Genomic DNA, 17,927 nt, shown 5'->3' with positions numbered 1-17,927 from the left:
CGGGCGCACCAGTTGCCCTACGGGGTGGCTTCGCCGTTGATGCGAACGATCCGCACATCAGGAATGTCCAGGGCCTGAACAACTCGGTCGGCGACCTCCGGGGAGAAACGCTCCCTGGTCACACTCAGGATGAATCCAGCCACGGGAGGCTGATGCACTTCCCGCTGGAGGAAGAACGTCTCCCCCTCCGCCGAGCAGAAGGCGAAGCAGATCCACTCCGCGAAGTCGTCCCGGACGGTCTCCGGACCGCCCCAGCGCTCCTCCAGCGCCGCACGATCGACATCGATCAGAGCGAGCCATCTGATATCGCTCAGACTGACTTCTCGTTCGGAAATTCTCCTCAGCCTTGCCAAATCCAAATCTCCCGAATTGAGGCCTACCGTGCCGGCGCGATGCTGACCGGAGTAGAGGCCGACGCCTCGTCCTCCTTGGCGAAGGGTCTGACGCCGGCCTCCACGCCTTCCTCCCAGGAAGCGTATCCGGCTGAGTGCGGCGGACAGCACCCCCCAGGAAGGACGGAAAGGCGGCACCGGATTTCTCCGATACCGCCTGCGACCCGCGAAAGCGCTGGTCGGAACGACAGGATGTGAACCTGCGACCCCTTGACCCCCAGGAGTATGGGTTGGGGGTATTTTCTTGACATAGCGGGCGCTTAATCCGGACGCACATCGTGCACATGACGGCCTGTCGTGCGCCATCGTGCATGCCGTGTGGCCCCCAACTGGTCCCCGTCAACCCAGTCCGGACGCGACCCGGCTGCATTCCGCCGGATCTGGTCTCGCGGCTGCTTGAACGAGGCCATGTAGACGTGGTGGAGTTGCAGGCCGGATGCGGGGATGGCTCGTGCGTGAGGTCGTCAGGTGCGTCCCCAAACGACCTCCGCCCGTCCGCCCACACGAAGGAGCGGGCGTCCGGTGGGACGCCCGCTCCTGTCGTGCGGTTCTGCGCAAAACGGCTGTAGCGGGTGTTACTTCTTGCCCTTTCCGCCTTCGCCGCGCTTGTTGGCGATCTTGACGACGATGGTCTCGTCGGCGTTCTCCGCGGTGATGGTGTAGGGGCCGGTGACCGGGTTGTCAGGCAGGACGTAGCCCTCGGGTACGTCGGTCTCCCTCAGGTAGTACTGCCCGACCGGCAGGTCGCTGAAGGTGCACACGCCCTGGGCGTCGGTCGAGCAGCCGGTCCCGACCTGGGTGTCCGGGTCGGGTCCGGTGGTCTGGAGGCCGGGCACGCCGTTGGTCTCCTGCCACAGTTCGAAGACCGCGCCCGCCAGGGGCTTGCCGTTCTTCTTGTCGGTCTTGAGGACCTCGATGCTCCCCTTCGGCGGGGTCTTGGTGTCGCGGGCGGTGACTGTGACGCCCTGCTCGGCGTTGAGCTGGGTGAGCGGCAGCGGTCCGAATACGGGGTCGGCGGGCAGGTCGTAGCCGGGCGGTGCGGCGGTCTCGCGCCAGTAGTAGGTGCCCGTCTCGACCGTGCGGGAGCAGACGCCGTTGGCGCCCGTGGTGCAGGAGCCGTTGATCTGGGTGTCGGGGTTGGCACCCGAGGTCTGGAGGCCGAGGACGCCGTTGGTCTCCTGCCACAGTTCGAAGACGGCGCCGGCCAGGGTCGCTCCGGTGTCGGCGTCCTTCTTGACGACGGTGACGTCGCCGGTGACCGGGGTCGGCGGGGTGGCCGTGTCGCGCGCGGTGACCGTGACGCCCTGGGAGGCGTTGGCATCGGTGAGCACGAGCGGCCCGAAGACCGGGTTCGCCGGCAGGTCGTAGCCGGGTGGTGCGATGACTTCGCGCCAGTAGTACGTACCGGTCTCGACCGTGCGGGTGCAGTTGCCCTGGGTGTCGGTCAGACAGGGCGTGCCGACCCGGGTGTCGGGGTTGCCTCCGGTGGTCTGGAGGCCGGGGATGCCGTTGGTCTCCTCCCAGAGTTGGAAGAGGGCGCCGGGGAGCTTGGCGCCGGTCTGGTCGTCGACCTTGACGACCGTGACGTCGCCGGTGACCGGCGTCGGCGGGATCTTGGTGTCCTCCGCGGTGACGGTCACGCCCTGAGCGGCGTTCTCGGCGGTGAGGACGAGGGTGGACACCGGGTTCGCGGGGAGCTGGTAGCCCGGGGGAGCCTCGGTCTCCTGCCAGTAGTACGTACCGATCGGGACGTGCGCGGTGCAGGTGCCGTTGGCTCCGGTGACGCAGGGCACGCCGATCTGGGTGTCCGGGTCGTTGCCGCCGGTCTGCAGCCCGGTGACGCCGTTGCTCTCCTGCCACAGCTGGAAGGTCGCGCCGGCCAGGGTGGCGCTGGTGTCGGCGTCCTCCTTGACGACGGTGACGTCACCGGTGACCGGCGGGGTGACGTGGTTGATGTTGGTGAAGGTCACCGTGGCCGCGCGGTAGGCGCCGCCGTTGGAGTCGTTCAGGATCGCGCCGCCACCGGCGAAGAAGCCGCCGACCTCGATCGCGGAGATCAGGTTCCGGTCGAAGTCCTGGAGGTAGGGCCAGGCCAGCAGGTTGTCCTTGAGCGTCTGGGTGACCGGGATGTAGACCACCGGCTGCGTGACGCCCAATTGCGAGGTGGAATCCAGCCGGAAGCCGGCCGCCCACTCCGCGGGGGTGATGTACTCCCACGCCGTCAACTGCCAGCCGGCCAAGGGGTCGGTGTTGTACGCCGACCCGTCCGTGCCGGTCTCGGACGCGTAGATCGCGGTGCAGCACACCCCGCTCACCCCGCCGATCGCGCCACCGAGGTTCTTGTTGGTGAACAGGATCGTGCGCCCGGAGACCGACCCCGACGAGCCGGGAGCGTACTCCTTGACCGCGGTCATGGAGAAGTGCTTGGTGATCGTGGTCACCGTGGTGGTGCCGCCGGCGTCGACGGTGATCGGGAAGATCTTCCCGTTGCCGAGGTAGCCCCCGGTGCCGCCGGAGAAGAAGGCCCGGTCACCGGAGGGCGTGACGTACAGCCCGGAGTCGTTGAAGTGCGACCCGGCCGGGAAACCACCGCCGATCCAGTACCCCAGCGCCCAGTCAGGGCCGACCCCGAACTGCGTCAGGTCCCGAAAGCCGAGCAGGTTCCCGTTGGCGTCGTAGTCCTTCTGGTACTCCAGCACGTAGTACGTGTGCGTGGTGTCAACCTGCACGTCCGTACACGAGCCGCCGTCGACCTCGTACAGCTGCCCGCCGAACAGGTTCGGGCTGCTCGGGTCGAGCAGCCCGTCCGGGGTGTCCAGGTTCGCCGCCACCTGCTGCATGCTCGGCACACCCGGCATGCCGTTGTACGTCTCGCCCACGAACTCGCCCGGGGAGACCCCGGCGTCGTAGATCGCCATGTACGTGACGTGCCCCGGCGGCAGCGGTTGTTCGGTGCTGATGTCACCGGTGGTGAACGGCCCGCCGTCCACGCTCCGGTCCGAGCACAGGGAGAGCGTCCCCGTCGCCGCCCTCGCCTCGGCCGCCGCGGCCCCGTCAGGGGCGCTCAGCCCCGCGAGCGGCAGCACCGCCGCACACACCGCGACCAGCCCGGCGCGCCAACCACCGCCCCTGCCTCTGCCTGCCCGTCTAAGTCGACGACCGATTGGACGGCCACGTACGACCGCCCCTTCTTCGAACGCGGCACCAGGGCCGCTCGTGCTTTGCATGGCCTGTACCTACACGCACCGCCGTGGCTGAGGCTGCCTGGTGGCCGGTTCCACAGGCAAAGTCACCCACTCGCCCCGTACAGCAGACCCGGTTGGATCACCGTCGACAAAATGCCGAAGCGTGTCCCATCTGACGCGGCGGTGAGCGGCGTTCCCACCATGGGAAGGCGGCTGGGCACCACCCCTCAACCCGTACGCCGACAAAGGCGGCTGGTACGCGAGCCCTCAGCTCGCGTAGGCAGCGCCCAAAGCCTCAAGACCTCCGCCAGCACGCCCGCTGCGAATCGCGGAACGAACGCAGGCAGGAAGATCGCGGGCCGTAGGCTCGTCACGGACCCGCTCGGCTCGCTGCTCGCGGTGCTGGTTGCCGCGGCAGAATGCCGCGCCCATCCCTTCTCTGCCATGAAGGCTGGCGTGTACCTGATGTCAGACCGCTCTTGATATCGAGCCCGCCACGTCCCCTCGGTCGAGGCATGCGTCACCCGTTCACGTTCACCCGGGCAGGGTCCCCGCACTGTGCGGCCAACTTCGCCGCGTCCTTTGAGGGGTTGACGAGGAACAGGGCGGCAATCGCGCCGACCGCCATCGTCACGCCCAGGACGGTGAAGCCTGCACCGTACCCCGCGGCGGCCGAGTCGCCCGACGCGACCAGCTTGCCGATCACAACAGGAGCGATGACGGCGCCCAGACTGTAGACGGCGGTGACGATCCCGAAAACCACACCCCGCTGTTTTGCCGGTGCCACGTCGGCCAGACCGGCGAAGGCGACGCCGTAGCCCGCGGAGTTCAGGCAGGAACTGGCGACGATCAGCGCCATCTGTACGACCCCGGCTTCCAGTAGGGGGAAGGTCAGCGTGGCCACCGCCGAGGCGAGGACAAACGCGCCGGGCAGGATGCCGCGGGTGATGTGGTTGCCGATGCCGCGCTTCGTCAGGGCGCGGGACAACAGACCGGCGCCGATCACCGCGAGCGCCGAGCCGAGGAACGGAAGCGCCACCAGCTTCCCGGTCGCCTCCGCGCTGTAGCCGAGCCCTTCGCGGAGGTAGAGGGGCAGCCAACTCACCTTGACCGAGGTGCAGGCGTAGGCGACGAAGAAGAGCATCAGCATGCCTACGAGGGTTCCGGTCCGGAACAACCGCCCGAGCGGCACCCGTTCGGGTAGCTCGGTGACGGCGGGCTCGCCGTGGCCCGGTCCGTCGGAGGTCGCCTCCGGGCCTTCACGGCCGACCAACAGGCAGAGGACGGTGAAGACGAGACCTACGACGGCCAGCACACCGAAGGCGGCGCGCCAGGAGTAGTCGGTGATGACCCAGGTCAGCAGAGGGCTGGCGACGACGGGGCCGACTCCCGCACCGGCGATGACGACGGAGCTGGGCACCGCGCGTTTGTGCGCGGGGAACCACGAGTGCGCGACCTGCATGGCCAGCGCCATCGTGGGGCCTTCGGCGAAACCCAGGACGATCCTGCAGATCACGATCGTGGTGAAGCCCGCCTGCGCGGCGATCGGCGCCAGGCTCGCTGCCCAGAGCACTGTCATGCCGACCAAGAGCCAGCGCACCTTGACCTTGCCGGCCAGCCAGCCGCCGAGTATGCAACCTACTGCGAACAGCCAGAAGAAGCTGCTCTGGATGATGCCGAACTCGTCGGATCCCAGGCCGAGGTCCTTCTTCATGTCGACGCCGGCGAGGCCCACGACGACCTTGTCGGCGTAGTTGACGAACATCAGGCCCACGAGGACGGCGACGACACCCCAGGCGGCCGTTCGTCGCAGGGCAGGTGCGTCCACTGCCCCTGCCTCGGAGGCAGTCGCCGGTTGTTCACCCTGATGAATGGCCATGTGGATCTCCTGAACGGGAGCGGAGCAGGCCCGGGGACGGCCTTTGGCGCACGCTATGGCGAGGATCACCCATAAGTGAACTCTGGGGATTTCTATACCCGTGATAGGCATTGCTTGTGGAACGACGTCATCTTGCGTACTTCGTCGCGGTCGTCGAGGCCGGAAGCATGTCCGAAGCAGCTCGGCGGATGCACTTGAGCCAGCCGTCGGTGTCCCAGGCCATCAAGGAGTTGGAGCGGGAGCTGCGCGTCCCGTTGCTGGAGCGGGGGCGCTCCCTCGTCCTCACGCCCGCCGGGCGGGCGCTCATCGGACCGGCCCGGCAGGCGCTGCGTGCGTTCGAAGGCGCACGGGCCGCCGTCGAGCAGGGCGAGCGGCTGGCCTCGGGCGTCCTTGACCTGGCCGTCGGGCCCCTGCTCGGTGTGCATCCGGTGGTGCCGCTGATCAGCAGGTTCCACGAGCGCTACCCCGGAGTGCGGCTGCGGATCCACGAGGCGGAGGCCGACCTGGAGGGGCTGGACAGTCTGCGTCGGGGCGAGGCCGAGTTGTTGGTGCACGGCCATGCCGCTCCTTTCCCCCGCTACCGGTCCGTGCGGCTGCGCATGGCCGAGCAGTTCGCCGTCTTCCCCCCGGGCACGACGGACTTGCCGGCCGGCGGGGTCGTCTTGCCGGACCTGGTCGGCCGCCCTTTGGTGTTGGGGCTGGCGCGCGAGTCGGCGCTACGTGCCTGGGCAGCCGCCGAACTCGCCGCTCGCGAACTGCCGCCGCTCACCATCGTGGTGGAGACGGCCCACCGTGACGGGATCACTCCCCTGGTGCTCGCCGGAGTCGGGAGCACCGTCCTGCCCGAGCCCCAGGCCCGACAGGCCGAACGGCTGGGAGCGGTGGTCCGCCGCATGGACTTCTCGTTCCCGCGGGCCTGCTACCTGCTGTACCGGAACAGCCCCCTCTCGCCGGCCGCTGACGCCTTCGTCGAACTGGCCGCGGAGGCCTTCGCCGAACCGCCCGTCGAGGACGGACCGCCGCCCTCGACCCGCGGAGCCTTCCCCGGGCTCTGAGTCCGGGGCGGGGCCGACGGCGGAGCCCCGGGCGTGACCTCGCCCGCAGCCGTCAGCAGCAGTTGCCGGTCCTACGGGCCCGCGGGGTCCCCTGCGGGCACCGGGGCTGCGTATCCGACCAGTAGCCGAATGAGGGTCTGGAGGTCCTTCAGGGTCTGCTCGGCGTCCCGAGAGGCCAGGTACTGCAGGAGCAGCCCGTCGGCACCGGCGAGTTGCAGGCGGGCCAGTTCCTCGGCGGGGACGGAGAGCGTGACGCCGGCGCGGGCCGCCACCTGTTGCCAGTGTCCGGTGATGAGGTCGATGTAGCGGTCGTACTGCCAGCGCGCGAGGTCGGCCATACCTGCCGTTCGCAGGGCCCAGATCGACAGTTCGTACTGCATCAATTGTTCCCGCGGGTCCGCGTCGACCAGTCGGGACCAGACGGAGCGGGCGGCTTCGAGCATGGCGGGTTCGAGGCCCTCGACGGTCTCGGACGCCTCGCGCATGATGCCCGACGCGTCCTCGACCACGTCCTGGAGCACCGCCTTCAGCAACTCCTCCTTGCTGGGGAAGGCGTAGTGGACCGTCCCGAGTGCGACCCCCGCCTCCGCGGCCACAGCGCGCAGGGTGGCTCCCGCAACTCCCTGTCGCCCCAGGACTCGCCGGGCAGCCGCCACCAGCAGCCGACGGCGCTCATCCGCCTTCACATAGGTCGTAGCCACGTCTGCTCCTCCGTTCGGGACAGCAGATTATCCGGACGCGGACCTTGTGGCGCGTGTCGCTCCCGTGCCACTCTCGAAAAAAGTCGGACGTCCGACCGACTCTTGCGACCAGGCGGCCCCGTGGTCCCGCCGGTCCAGGCGATCGCCGCGCGGACGGGCGAACCGACGCTGTCGACTTCCCGTTGAGGACTACCGGCATCGCTGGCCGAAGCCTTCACGGGAGCACGAGGAGTGCGCTGATGGAACGCTGTGATGTTGCCGTGGTGGGCGCAGGTCTCGCGGGTCTGACCACCGCGGTGGACCTGGTGGCCCGGGGCCACCGCGTAGTGGTGCTGGAGGCCAGGGAACGGGTGGGCGGCAGGACGACCGGTCGGGTCATGGAGGACGGGCACACCGTCGAGATGGGCGGCCAGTGGCTCGGCCCGACGCAGGACGAGGTGCTCGCGCTCTGCGAGACGTACGGCCTGAGGACGTATTCCCAGTACGTGACGGGGGACAACCTCATCGTCCGGGGCGGTACGGTCCGGCGGTACCGTCCCGGCGAGCCACGGCTGTCTCGCACCGCCGCAGCCGAGTTCGTCCGGATGAAGGCCGAACTGGAGTCGATGGCCGCTGCGGTGGATCTGGAACGGCCCTGGGAGTCGCCCGGGGCGCGGGAGTGGGATGCCGTCACCTTGCGCACCTGGCTGACGGACGCCACCCGGGACGACGAGACGCTGGCCTTCTGGGACTTCCTGGTCGCGGGGCTGTTCGCGGCGGAGTCGCATGAGTTGTCCCTGCTGCACTTCCTCTTCTACCTCGCCTCCGGAGGCATGCTGGAGATGCTGCTCGGCGTCGAGAACGGGGCCCAGGACCGCCGGGTGGCGGGCGGTTCCCATCGGATCGCGGAGGCAATGGCCGCGTCGCTCGGTGATGCCGTACGCCTCTCGTCAGCGGTGCGCGCCGTCGAGCACGGCCCCGACGGTGTCGTGGTCCACCACTACGGCGGGGTGCTCGCCGCCGACCGGGCCGTGGTCGCCCTGCCGCCCGCGCTCGCAGGACGGCTGCGCTACTCCCCCGCTCTTCCCGGCGCCCGCGACCAGCTCACCCAGCAAGTCCCGATGGGGTCGGTCATCAAGATCAACGTGCTCTACGAGAGCCCGTTCTGGCGTACGTCGGGGCTCAGCGGCCAGGTCGCCGCCCCCGGACGGCCCCTCTCGGTCACCCTCGACAACACCCCGGAGGACTCGCCGCACGGAGTGCTCGTCGGATTCTTCGAAGGCGCGCAGGCCCGGTCGGCAGCCGCCCTGTCGGCCGACGCCCGGCGGGCGCTGGCGCTGGAGTGCCTGACGGAGTACTTCGGGCCCCGCGCGGCGGAGCCGCTCCAGTACCTGGAGTTGGACTGGAGCTCGGAGGAGTACAGCCGGGGCTGCTACGGCGGCCGGCTGGGCACCGGGGTCTGGACCGCGTACGGCCCCAAACTCCGCGAGCCGGTCGGTGTCGTCCACTGGGCCGGTGCCGAGACCGCGTCCGTGTGGAACGGCTACATGGACGGGGCCGTGCGCTCCGGACGTCGGGCCGCCCAGGAGGTCCACGCCGCGCTCGCGTCCACCGTGAAGCACTGACCGGCGGCCCTTCCCGGCGCTGAGCCCGCATCACGGCTCGGCGTCCGGCGCCGGGAGCCGACTCGGGCAGCCCGCCGCCGGGCCGCCCGGAGCTCCCCCTCCGTCCTTCCGTCCCGTCAAACGAGGAAGCAGTCCGTGATCAGCACTCCACCGAACATCCTCTTCATCACCGCGGACAACCAGCCCGCCACCCTGCTCGGCTGCCACGGCAACACCGATGTGGAGACCCCGCACATCGACCGGATGGCCGCCGAAGGCACCCGCTTCACCCGCGCGTTCTCCACCAACGGCATGTGCTCCCCGGGCCGGGCGAGCCTCTTCACCGGGCTCATGCCGTCCCAACACGGCGTGCACAGCTGGCTCAACGACGACTCCATGGCGGACTGGCCGGCGGGCTGGTGCGCGGTCCGCGAGTTCCGCACCCTGCCGGCCACCCTCGCGCACCGCGGCTACCAAACCGCCCTCATCGGCAAGTACCACATGGGCAGGCCCGACGCGCCGATGCCCGGCTTCGAGCGCTGGCTCGCCTTCGCCCTCGGCCACACCCACGACTTCTACGACAACCGGGTGATCGACGAAAGCGGCGAGTACGCCGTCACCGGTAGGCACATCGTCGACTTCTTCACCGACAAGGCCGTGGACTACCTGACCGAGGTGGACGCCTCCCGTCCCTTCTTCCTCAACGTCAACTACGACGCCCCGTATCTGCTACCACCGACCAACTACGGGCCCGACCCCCGCAACCGGTTCTACGAGAGGTACGCGGGACGCGACTTCCCCAGCTTCCCGCGCGAGGCGATCCATCCCAACCTGCTGGAACGCATCACCGACCCCGAACTGCCCGAGAAGGGCCGAGCGATGTCGCGTGCCCTGGTCCTGATGCACAACGATCCCGCCACCATGGCAAACGTCTGCGCCCAGGTCTCCCTGGTCGACGAGTCCGTCGGCCGCCTGCTCGCCCTCCTCGACGAACGCGGCCTCTCCGACAACACCCTGGTCGTCTTCACGGCGGACCAGGCCAACCTCTACGGCCAGCACGGACTGTGGGGCCACACGATCAACACCCACCCCTCACACCTCTACGACGCCGGTCTGCACATCCCCCTGATCGTCCGGCGCCCAGGACACGTGCCGGCCGGGCGCACGAGCGACCTGCTGGTCGGCCAGTGCGACCTGGCGCCGACCCTGATGGAGTACCTGAGCTTCGAGGACGCCGAGTTCGCCGGTTCCCCCGGGCGAAGCCTCGCCCCGGTCCTCGCCGGGGGGCCGGTCGACGACGTCCCGGACGCCGTGTTCTTCGAGCAGGAGGAGACCCGGGGGATCCGTACGGACCGGTACTCGTACTGGAAGCGACTACCGGGCTTCGGTCCGCCGGTCCTCTTCGACCTGGAGGAGGACCCGGGCCAGCGCATGGACGTCGCGGCCTCCCCCGCATACGCGGACGTGGTCGCGGGGCTGGACCGGCGGCTGACCGAATTCTTCGCCCGCCATGCCGACCCCCGCTACGACTTGTGGAACGGGGGTCGGGCGAAGGGCTCGGTGCTCCGCCCGCAGCACTACCGGGATCTGTACGGACCGGAGTGGGGACCCATCGCCTCGGTCGAGCCGACGTTCAGCGAGTAGGCAGCGCGCGGACCGGTGCACGGGGTGCCGTGCACCGGTCCGGACGGATCAGACGAGGTCGACAACGGTGCGCAGCGCCTCTCCCGTGCGCATCTGTCGGATCGCTTCGTTGACGTCCGTCAGCTGCACGCGGTGGGTGATCATCGAGTCCAGGTCGAGCCGGCCGGCTCGCCACAGGTCGATGATGGTCGCGAAGGTGCGGCGGACGTCGTCACCGCCGTAGAACGAGGGGAGGATCTTCTTCTCGTTGAGGAACAGCTCGCCCATGCTGATGTCGGTCGTGTCGGCGCGTGAGCCGGCGCCGACCAGGACGACGGAGCCGCCGAGCCGGGTCGCGTCGTAGGCGGCCCGCAGGGTGCCCGGTCTTCCGACTGCCTCGAAGGCGTAGTCGAAGCCGAAGCCACCGGTCGCCCGCTTCTTGGCCTCCTCCAGTTCCTGCGGCGCGACGGCGGCGGTGGCGCCGAAGTCGAGCGCCAGGTCCCGGCGGTTGGCGGTGGGGTCCACGGCGACGATCTCGGCCGCGCCGGCGACCCGGGCACCCTGCACGATGCTCATGCCGACGCCGCCCAGGCCGATGACGACGACGGAGGAGCCCGGTCTGACCTTCGCGGTGTTCAGTGCGGCGCCGACCCCGGTGGCGACGCCGCAGCCGATCAGCGCGGCGATGTCATAGGGCAGGTCGTCGGGGATCGGGATGGCGGCGGTCGATTCGATCACCACCTCCTCGGCAAAGGTGCCCGTGCCCATCATTCCGGGCAGCGGGGTCCCGCCGTCGACGAATCCGGGCTTGGACAGCGAGGCGAACCCGCTGCGGCACAGGTGCCCGTCGCCGGCCTTGCAGGAGCGGCACTGGTCGCACGGCGGCATCCAGCAGACGATCACGCGGTCGGACACCTTGACGCCGGTGACGCCCTCCCCGACCTCGACGACCTCGCCGGCACCTTCGTGGCCGGGGACGAACGGGGCCGGGTGGGTGAGCACGCCGCTCATCGCGGAGAGGTCGGAGTGGCACAGGCCGGCCTTGTGCAGCTTGACGCGGACCCGGCCGGGGCCCGGTGGTGCCAGGGTCAGTTCCTTCACTTCGAGCGCGGTGTCGCCGATCGTGTTGAGCACTGCTGCGCGCACTGTGTTCTCCCTGCCTCGGGTGCCGGTTCGGGGGTCAGCTCTGGGTGGGGGCGGGCAGGTTGACGGTCTGGTACTCGTAGTAGCCGGCCAGGCCCTCCTTGCCGAACTCCCGTCCGATGCCCGAGTTCTTGAAGCCGCCGAACGGGGCGGTCACCTCCAGGCGTACGCCGTTGACCGTGAAGGTGCCGGTGCGGATCCGGCGGGCGATGCTGATGCCGCGCTCGACGTCGGTGGTGAACACCGCGCCGGAGAGGCCGTAGTCGGAGTCGTTGGCGATCCGTACCGCTTCCTCTTCCGAGGCGTAGCGGATCAGGCACACGACGGGCCCGAAGATCTCCTCGCGGGCTATCCGCATGTCGTTGGTGACCTCGCCGAACAGGGTCGGCTCGACGTACCAGCCGGTGCTTCGGTCCGCCGGTACGCCGCCCCCGGTGAGGAGCTTGGCGCCCTCCTCGCGGCCGATGCGGATGTAGTCCAGGTTCCGCTGCTGTTGCCTCTTGGTGACCATCGGGCCGACCGTGGTGGCCGGGTCGGACGGATCTCCCACCTTCAGCGCGCCGAATGCGGCGGTGAGCGCGGCGGCCACCTCGTCGTAGCGGGACGCCGGGACCAGTACCCGGGTCAGGGCGACGCACGCCTGGCCGCTGTTGGCTGCACACGTACCGCCGACGATGCCTTTCACGGCTGCGTCGAGATCGGCGTCGTCCAGGACGATCGCGGCGGACTTGCCGCCGAGTTCCAGCGAGACCCGGGTGAGGTTCTCCGCCGCCGCGGCCATGATCTTCTTACCCGCCTCAACGGAGCCGGTGAACGCGATCTTGTCGATGCCGGGGTGGGACACGAGGTGGGCGCTGGTGTCGCGGTCCGCCGGCAGCACGCTCAGCACACCGTCCGGCACACCGGCCTGCTCGCAGACCTCCGCCAGGAAGTACGCGTCCAGCGGCGTCTCGGGAGAAGGCTTGAGCACCACCGTGCACCCCGCGAGGAGCGCTGGGGCGAGCTTGGCGGCAATGGTGAACTGCGGCGCGTTCCAGGGGACGACGGCGGCGACGACGCCCACCGGCTCCCGTCGCACGAGCACCGGTCCGGCGAGCCCCTGGCGCTCCTCCTCCAGGGTCAGCTCGGCGGCTGCGGCGAGGGCGGCCCCGAAGATGGCGACCGCCGACAGCGCCTGACCTCGCACCGAGAAGCTGACCGGGGAACCGTTCTGCAGGGTGATCAGCTCGGCCAGTTCCTGATGGCGGGCGAGCAGGGCGTCCTTGATCCGGGTGACGACCTCGGCGCGTGCGGCGAGCGTCATGCGCGGCCAGGGGCCGTGGTCGAACGCCTCGCGAGCAGCGGCCACCGCCATGTCGACGTCGGCCGGGGCGGCGTGCGGCACACGGCCGACGACCTGCTCGGTGTGCGGTGACACCACCTCGATGGTCCCGGCACCGGCGGGCTTCACCCACCGCCCGCCGATGAAGAGCTTCTCGTGGGCCACAATCTCGGTCATGTTTGTTCCTCGCCTCACTGCGATGACGTGCGGATCTACGGCAGTACGATCGGGAAGTCCCGCTCGGGACGCTCCAGCAGCCCTTGGAAGGTGGCGAGCACTGAGGCGTCGCCGGCCAGGACCGCTTCACCGGAGGTGACGGCGTCCTGGAAGCTCAGTTGGCCGGCGAGGATCCGGTCGAGGTCGGACCGGTTCAACCGGAGCGTCATGTCCGGTGCCTCGGCCCGCGGAGCGTCACCCCGCATGGGAGTGAGGACGCCATTGCCGACGAGCAGCGTCCACACCTCATCGACGTCTGCGAACTCCCAGCGCATCAGGAACCGGTGGGCCGCGGCGCGGGGGCCGTTGAGCCGGACGGCGAAGGTCTGGAACACCTGTCCCGTGGAGAGGGCGGCCAACATGTCAAGGCTGGCGTGGTGGCCGGCGCCCGCCCGGCGCCGCTCCTGTTCCGCCCCGCGCAGTTCCTGGGCACCGGTGAGAAAGATGTTTCGCCAGGTGCCGTTCTCCTGGGCGAGCCCGAGGCGGGTGTACGCCTCGGCCTGCAGTTCGCGCGCTGTGGCATGGTGCGGTTCGGCGAACAGCACGTGGTTGAGGAGTTCCGCTGCCCAACGCAGGTCTCCCGCGTCGACGGCCTGCCGCGCGTGGGCGACGGTGGCGTCCGCGCCGCCGATGGCCGCCACGTACCGCTTGGCCTGCTCGACCGGCGGGTGCGGCCACAGGTGGGCGGGGTTGCCGTCGTACCAGCCCATGTAGCGCTGATAGACGGCCTTGACGTTGTGACTGATCGAGCCGTAGTAGCCGCGGGTGCTCCAGACCCGGCCCAGGTCACCGGGGAAGCACTGGATCTCCTCGGCGATCTCCGGACCGGTCAGGCCGCTGTTCATCAGCCGCACGGTCTGGTCGTGCAGATAGGCGTAGGCGTCACGGTGCTCCGTGAGCATCCGCAACACCTCGTCGCGGCCCCAGGTCGGCCAGTGGTGCGAGCCTATGAGCACCTCCGCGTCGGCGAAGAGCTGGATGGACTCGGTGATGTACGAGGCCCAGGCATGGGCGTCCCGTACCTGGGCGCCGCGCAGGGTGAGCAGGTTGTGCAGGGTGTGACTGACGTTCTCGGCGACCAGCAGCACCTTGGACTCGGGGAGGTGGAAGTTCAGCTCCGCCGGCGCCTCGGTGTCGGGTGTCAGTTGGAAGACGAAGCACACGCCGTCGAGCGTCAGTTCCTGACCGGTGGCGGTCACGTCCACGGTCGGTGGGATCAAGCCGATGGTGCCCGTGGACAGGGCCTGCCCCAGTCCGAACCCGACCTGTCCCTCGGGGCCGAGCGGTAGCGACCTTCCGTACATGTAGACCGCGCGGCGGGTCATCGCCGGCCCCGCGACGACGTTCTCGCTGACCGCGTGGTGCATAAAACCCTCAGGAGCGACGATCACGCAATCACCGGCCGCCACGGCTTCCGGCGTGGTGACGCCGAGCACGCCGCCGAAGTGGTCACCGTGGCTGTGCGTGTAGATCACGGCCTTCACAGGACGGTCGCCCCGAACGCTCCGGTAGAGGTCGAGCCCGGCGGCAGCGGACTCCCGGGAGACGAGCGGGTCGACCACCACGACACCGGACCCGCCCTCCACGAGGGTCATGTTCGACACGTCCAAGCCGCGGATCCGATACACGCCGGGAACGACCTCGAACAGGCCCTGCGCGGTGTTGAGCTGCCCCTGTCGCCACAGTCCAGGGTGCACCGTCTCGGGGCACCGGCCGGTGAGGAATCCCCACCGTTCGTTGTCCCAGACCACGCGCCCCGCGACGTCACGGATGACGCAGGGGTCCAACGCGGCGAGCAGTCCTCGGGATGCGGCGGCGAAGTCCGAGCGGTCTTCGGAGTCGGGAACGTAGTCGGGTGCGGTGGTCATGGCTCCTCGTTCGGGTTCGCGGCTGGTACGGGTGGAGTGTGCGTCGACCCCGTCATCGCAGGTGCCGCAAGACGGTCTCCTGGACGACGCTGGCCAGCAGGTGGCCCTCCTCACTCCACACGTCGGCGAGCACCAGCCCTCGGCCGTCCCCGGCCCAGGGGCTGCGCTGGGCGAAGAGCATCCACGCGTCGGCCCGGAACGGGCGGTGGTACCAGATCGCGTGGTCCAGGGAGGTGAGGAAGAGCGCGGACTCGGACCCGCGGAGCATGCGCGGCGGCTCAACCGCGAGTGCGGCGGTCGGGGCCAGCCACAGGTCGGAGGCGTACGCCAGCACGCCCGCGTGCAGGAGCGGGTCATCGGGCAGGGGGGCGGCCGAGCGGATCCACAGCCGTTGCTCCGTCTCGCCGTCGACGGGCCGCGGCGCCGGGGCCTCGGCGAGCCGGAGGTCGAGGACCCGGTGGAAGACCGACTTCTCGTGGTGTTGCGGATCTGCATCCGCCCAGCTCAGGCTGAGGTCGCGGGCGGCATCGGGGCCGGCCGTCTCCGGCATCGACCGCCGTCGTTCCGGGCCCGCCTCGGCGCGTTTGAACGAGGCGGACCCGGTGAAGACGATCTCGCCGTGCTGCACCGCCGTGACCCGCCGCGAGTGGTACGAGCGACCGTCGCGCAGCCGTTCCACGCGGTAGTCGACGGGGAGTCCGGCGTCGCCGGCACGGAGGAAGTTGCCGTGGAGCGAGTGCACAGTCCGGTCCGCCGGCACCGTGCGCCCCGCGGCGATGAGCGCCTGGGCCGCGACCTGCCCGCCGTAGGCACGTCGGGGCGCGCCCTCGTGGCAGTGCCCGCGGTGGATGTCGGACGCGGCCCGCTCCACGTGCAGGAGCGTCCCCAGATCCGCATCAACCGGAGAAAGTGCCCCGGGCACCGGGGCGGCGAGCCGTACACGCAGTCCCACGTCCGCTTCCTCCCTGCTCACCGAACCGCTCCTTCCGGAGGCGACAAGCTCCTGGCCCCGACGGGGCCAGGAGGTCGGAACTCAATCCGGTGCCCAATAGTGCATCTCGAAGATTCGATTTATCAACCCCTTGACACTCAGCGGACATCGTTAACAAACTGAAAATCCATTCTCGAAAAATTCCAGGAGGTCGACGATGGGTCGGCGAGTCCTCGTGGCCGGCGTCGGGATGATCCCGTTCGCCAAGCCCGGCAAGAGCGACACGTACAACGTCATGGGCGAGCGGGCGATCCGCGCCGCCGTCGACGACGCGGGAATCGACTACGGCCTCGTCCAGCAGGCTTACGCCGGTTACGTCTACGGCGACTCCACGAGCGGCCAGGCGGCGCTCTACAGCGTGGGCATCACGGGCATCCCGGTCGTCAACGTCAACAACAACTGCGCCACGGGCTCCACGGCGCTGTGGCTGGCCAAACAGGCCGTCGAGGCGGGCATCGTCGAGTGCGCGATCGCGGTCGGCTTCGAACAGATGCGGCCGGGCGCCCTGGTCAAGCACTGGATCGGGGACCGCCCGAGCCCCACCGCCCGTTTCGACGCCGTCCTGGACGAACTCCACGGCATCGACGAATCCCTGCCGCGGGCGGCCCAGCTCTTCGGCGGCGCCGGCATGGAGTACGTCGAGAAGTACGGCGCCGACCCGAGCTTCTTCGCCAAGATCGCGGTCAAGTCCCGCACCCACGCGGCGCACAACCCGTACTCGGTCTTCCGCACCCCGATCACCGAGCAGGAGGTGCTGGACTCCCCGCACATCTACGGCCCGGTCACACGCCTGCAGGCGTGCCCGCCGACCTGTGGCGCCGGTGCGGCGATCCTGTGCTCCGAGGAGTTCGCCCGCAGGCACGGCTTGAGCCCCGAAGTGGCGATCAAGGCCCAGGCGTTCGTCTCGGACACCGACGCCTCGTTCGAACCGAAGAGCATGATCGAGCTGGTGGGCGCCGGCATGACCCGCCGTGCCTCGCAGCAGGTCTACGAGACCGCGGGTGTCGACCCGAAGGACATCGAGGTCGTCGAGTTGCACGACTGCTTCACGGTCAACGAGGCCCTCACCTACGAGGCGCTGGGCCTGTGCGAGGAGGGCGGCGCCGAGAAGTTCGTCAGGGACGGCCGCAACACCTACGGCGGACAGGTCGTCGTCGGGCCCTCCGGCGGACTGATGTCCAAGGGCCACCCTCTCGGTGCCACCGGCCTCGCCCAGTGCACCGAACTCGTGTGGCAACTGCGCGGCCGGGCGGACGCCCGCCAGGTCGAGGGCGCCACCCTGGCCCTCCAGCACAACCTGGGGCTCGGCGGCGTCGGTGTCGTCACCCTCTACGAGAAGGTCTCCTAACACCTTCCCCACCCCACGTCAGTACACCCCCGATCCGAGCTGGAGAGCGAGCAACCCCATGGGACAACTGGATGGCCGTGTAGCGGTGATCACCGGCGCCGGCGCCGGACTAGGTCGTGAGCACGCGTTGCTGTTCGCCGCCGAGGGCGCCAAGGTCGTCGTCAACGACCTCGCCAACGCCAAGAGCGTGGTCGAGGAGATCACGGCGGCCGGCGGCGAGGCGGTGGCCGTCGAGGGCAGCGTCGCCGACCTGGCCGTCGGCCGGACGCTGGTCGACGCGGCCGTGGAGTCCTTCGGCGACCTGCACGTCGTCGTGAACAACGCCGGTGTGATCCGCGACGCGATGCTGGTCAACATGACCGAGGAGCAGTTCGACCTCGTCGTCGCCGTACATCTGAAGGGTGCCTTCTCCGTCGCCCAGGCAGCGGCCCGGTACTGGCGCGAGCGCTCCAAGGCCGGTCACACCGCCGACCGGGCGATCGTCCAGACCTCCTCCGGCTCCGGACTGCACGGCAACATCGGCCAGTGGAACTACTCGGCCGTCAAGGCGGGTGTCGCGATCCAGGTCGTCAACGCCGCCCGGGAGCTGGGCCGGTACGGGGTACGCGCCAACGCCATCGCC

At 69.6% G+C, this 17,927-nt stretch carries 13 protein-coding genes and 1 pseudogene; 6 read left to right on the top strand and 8 right to left on the bottom strand.

Annotated elements, in window-relative coordinates; all coding sequences use genetic code 11:
- Positions 1 to 17 precede the first annotated feature (17 nt).
- Together ABZ842_RS33630 and ABZ842_RS33625 are read right to left on the bottom strand one after the other, a co-directional pair.
- Positions 18 to 353: a hypothetical protein gene (locus tag ABZ842_RS33630; protein ID WP_361545680.1), complete on the bottom strand. Its 336-nt coding sequence runs from the start codon at positions 351 to 353 to the stop codon at positions 18 to 20.
- 614 nt (positions 354 to 967) lie between these two features.
- Entirely contained in the window at positions 968 to 3,478 is a 2,511-nt protein-coding gene (locus ABZ842_RS33625; RefSeq protein ID WP_361545677.1) for a SpaA isopeptide-forming pilin-related protein, read from the bottom strand.
- Positions 3,479 to 3,838: 360 nt separating this feature from the next.
- Here ABZ842_RS33625 and ABZ842_RS33620 point away from each other — a divergent pair.
- Positions 3,839 to 3,994: pseudogene (locus ABZ842_RS33620) on the top strand (IS5/IS1182 family transposase); the annotation flags it as partial.
- Positions 3,995 to 4,097: 103 nt separating this feature from the next.
- On the opposite strand, the gene ABZ842_RS33615 reads toward ABZ842_RS33620, so the two are convergent.
- Entirely contained in the window at positions 4,098 to 5,456 is a 1,359-nt protein-coding gene (locus tag ABZ842_RS33615) for an MFS transporter (protein WP_361545674.1), read from the bottom strand.
- Positions 5,457 to 5,572: 116 nt separating this feature from the next.
- Between ABZ842_RS33615 and ABZ842_RS33610 the strand changes: the two genes are divergently transcribed.
- Positions 5,573 to 6,511, top strand: coding sequence for a LysR family transcriptional regulator (locus tag ABZ842_RS33610; protein ID WP_361545671.1), 939 nt, complete (start codon positions 5,573 to 5,575; stop codon positions 6,509 to 6,511).
- A gap of 71 nt (positions 6,512 to 6,582) precedes the next feature.
- Here the strand turns inward: ABZ842_RS33610 and ABZ842_RS33605 are convergent, their stop codons facing one another.
- Complete coding sequence (locus ABZ842_RS33605) at positions 6,583 to 7,212, bottom strand: TetR/AcrR family transcriptional regulator (RefSeq protein ID WP_361545668.1); 630 nt, start codon at positions 7,210 to 7,212, stop codon at positions 6,583 to 6,585.
- A gap of 239 nt (positions 7,213 to 7,451) precedes the next feature.
- Between ABZ842_RS33605 and ABZ842_RS33600 the strand changes: the two genes are divergently transcribed.
- Entirely contained in the window at positions 7,452 to 8,816 is a 1,365-nt protein-coding gene (locus tag ABZ842_RS33600; protein WP_361545665.1) for a flavin monoamine oxidase family protein, read from the top strand.
- A 135-nt stretch (positions 8,817 to 8,951) separates the two neighbouring features.
- Complete coding sequence (locus tag ABZ842_RS33595) at positions 8,952 to 10,439, top strand: sulfatase-like hydrolase/transferase (RefSeq protein WP_361545663.1); 1,488 nt, start codon at positions 8,952 to 8,954, stop codon at positions 10,437 to 10,439.
- Between the two features lie 48 nt (positions 10,440 to 10,487).
- Here ABZ842_RS33595 and ABZ842_RS33590 read toward each other — a convergent pair whose 3' ends face one another.
- Genes ABZ842_RS33590 through ABZ842_RS33575 form a run of 4 tightly spaced genes read right to left on the bottom strand, consistent with a single transcriptional unit; the run spans position 10,488 to position 15,939 of the window.
- A complete protein-coding gene (locus tag ABZ842_RS33590) occupies positions 10,488 to 11,564 on the bottom strand; it encodes a zinc-binding dehydrogenase (RefSeq protein WP_361545660.1) in 1,077 nt (358 codons plus the stop codon).
- Between the two features lie 34 nt (positions 11,565 to 11,598).
- On the bottom strand, positions 11,599 to 13,059 hold the full coding sequence (locus ABZ842_RS33585) for an aldehyde dehydrogenase (RefSeq protein ID WP_361545657.1): 1,461 nt from the start codon (positions 13,057 to 13,059) through the stop codon (positions 11,599 to 11,601).
- A gap of 35 nt (positions 13,060 to 13,094) precedes the next feature.
- Positions 13,095 to 14,966, bottom strand: coding sequence for an alkyl sulfatase dimerization domain-containing protein (locus ABZ842_RS33580; RefSeq protein WP_361545654.1), 1,872 nt, complete (start codon positions 14,964 to 14,966; stop codon positions 13,095 to 13,097).
- A 52-nt stretch (positions 14,967 to 15,018) separates the two neighbouring features.
- A complete protein-coding gene (locus ABZ842_RS33575; protein ID WP_361545650.1) occupies positions 15,019 to 15,939 on the bottom strand; it encodes an acyl-CoA thioesterase domain-containing protein in 921 nt (306 codons plus the stop codon).
- A gap of 175 nt (positions 15,940 to 16,114) precedes the next feature.
- Between ABZ842_RS33575 and ABZ842_RS33570 the strand changes: the two genes are divergently transcribed.
- Both ABZ842_RS33570 and ABZ842_RS33565 read left to right on the top strand, forming a co-directional pair.
- Positions 16,115 to 17,305, top strand: a complete 1,191-nt coding sequence (locus ABZ842_RS33570) for a lipid-transfer protein (RefSeq protein WP_361545647.1) — start codon at positions 16,115 to 16,117, stop codon at positions 17,303 to 17,305.
- A 58-nt stretch (positions 17,306 to 17,363) separates the two neighbouring features.
- The coding region (locus tag ABZ842_RS33565; protein ID WP_361545644.1) for an SDR family NAD(P)-dependent oxidoreductase at positions 17,364 to 17,927 on the top strand (564 nt) is incomplete at its 3' end.

This window comes from Streptomyces sp. NPDC047315 (assembly GCF_040643215.1).
Taxonomy (GTDB): domain Bacteria; phylum Actinomycetota; class Actinomycetes; order Streptomycetales; family Streptomycetaceae; genus Streptomyces.
The sequence above is the reverse complement of the archived record's forward strand: the minus strand, read 5'-3'. Positions and strand labels throughout refer to the sequence as shown.

Excerpts from the sequence above, each read along its gene's own strand:
- ABZ842_RS33615 (WP_361545674.1), bottom strand. The coding sequence starts at position 5,456 with ATGGCCATTCATCAGGGTGAACAACCGGCGACTGCCTCCGAGGCAGGG.
- ABZ842_RS33600 (WP_361545665.1), top strand. The coding sequence starts at position 7,452 with ATGGAACGCTGTGATGTTGCCGTGGTGGGCGCAGGTCTCGCGGGTCTG.
- ABZ842_RS33585 (WP_361545657.1), bottom strand. The coding sequence starts at position 13,059 with ATGACCGAGATTGTGGCCCACGAGAAGCTCTTCATCGGCGGGCGGTGG.
- ABZ842_RS33580 (WP_361545654.1), bottom strand. The coding sequence starts at position 14,966 with ATGACCACCGCACCCGACTACGTTCCCGACTCCGAAGACCGCTCGGAC.
- ABZ842_RS33570 (WP_361545647.1), top strand. The coding sequence starts at position 16,115 with ATGGGTCGGCGAGTCCTCGTGGCCGGCGTCGGGATGATCCCGTTCGCC.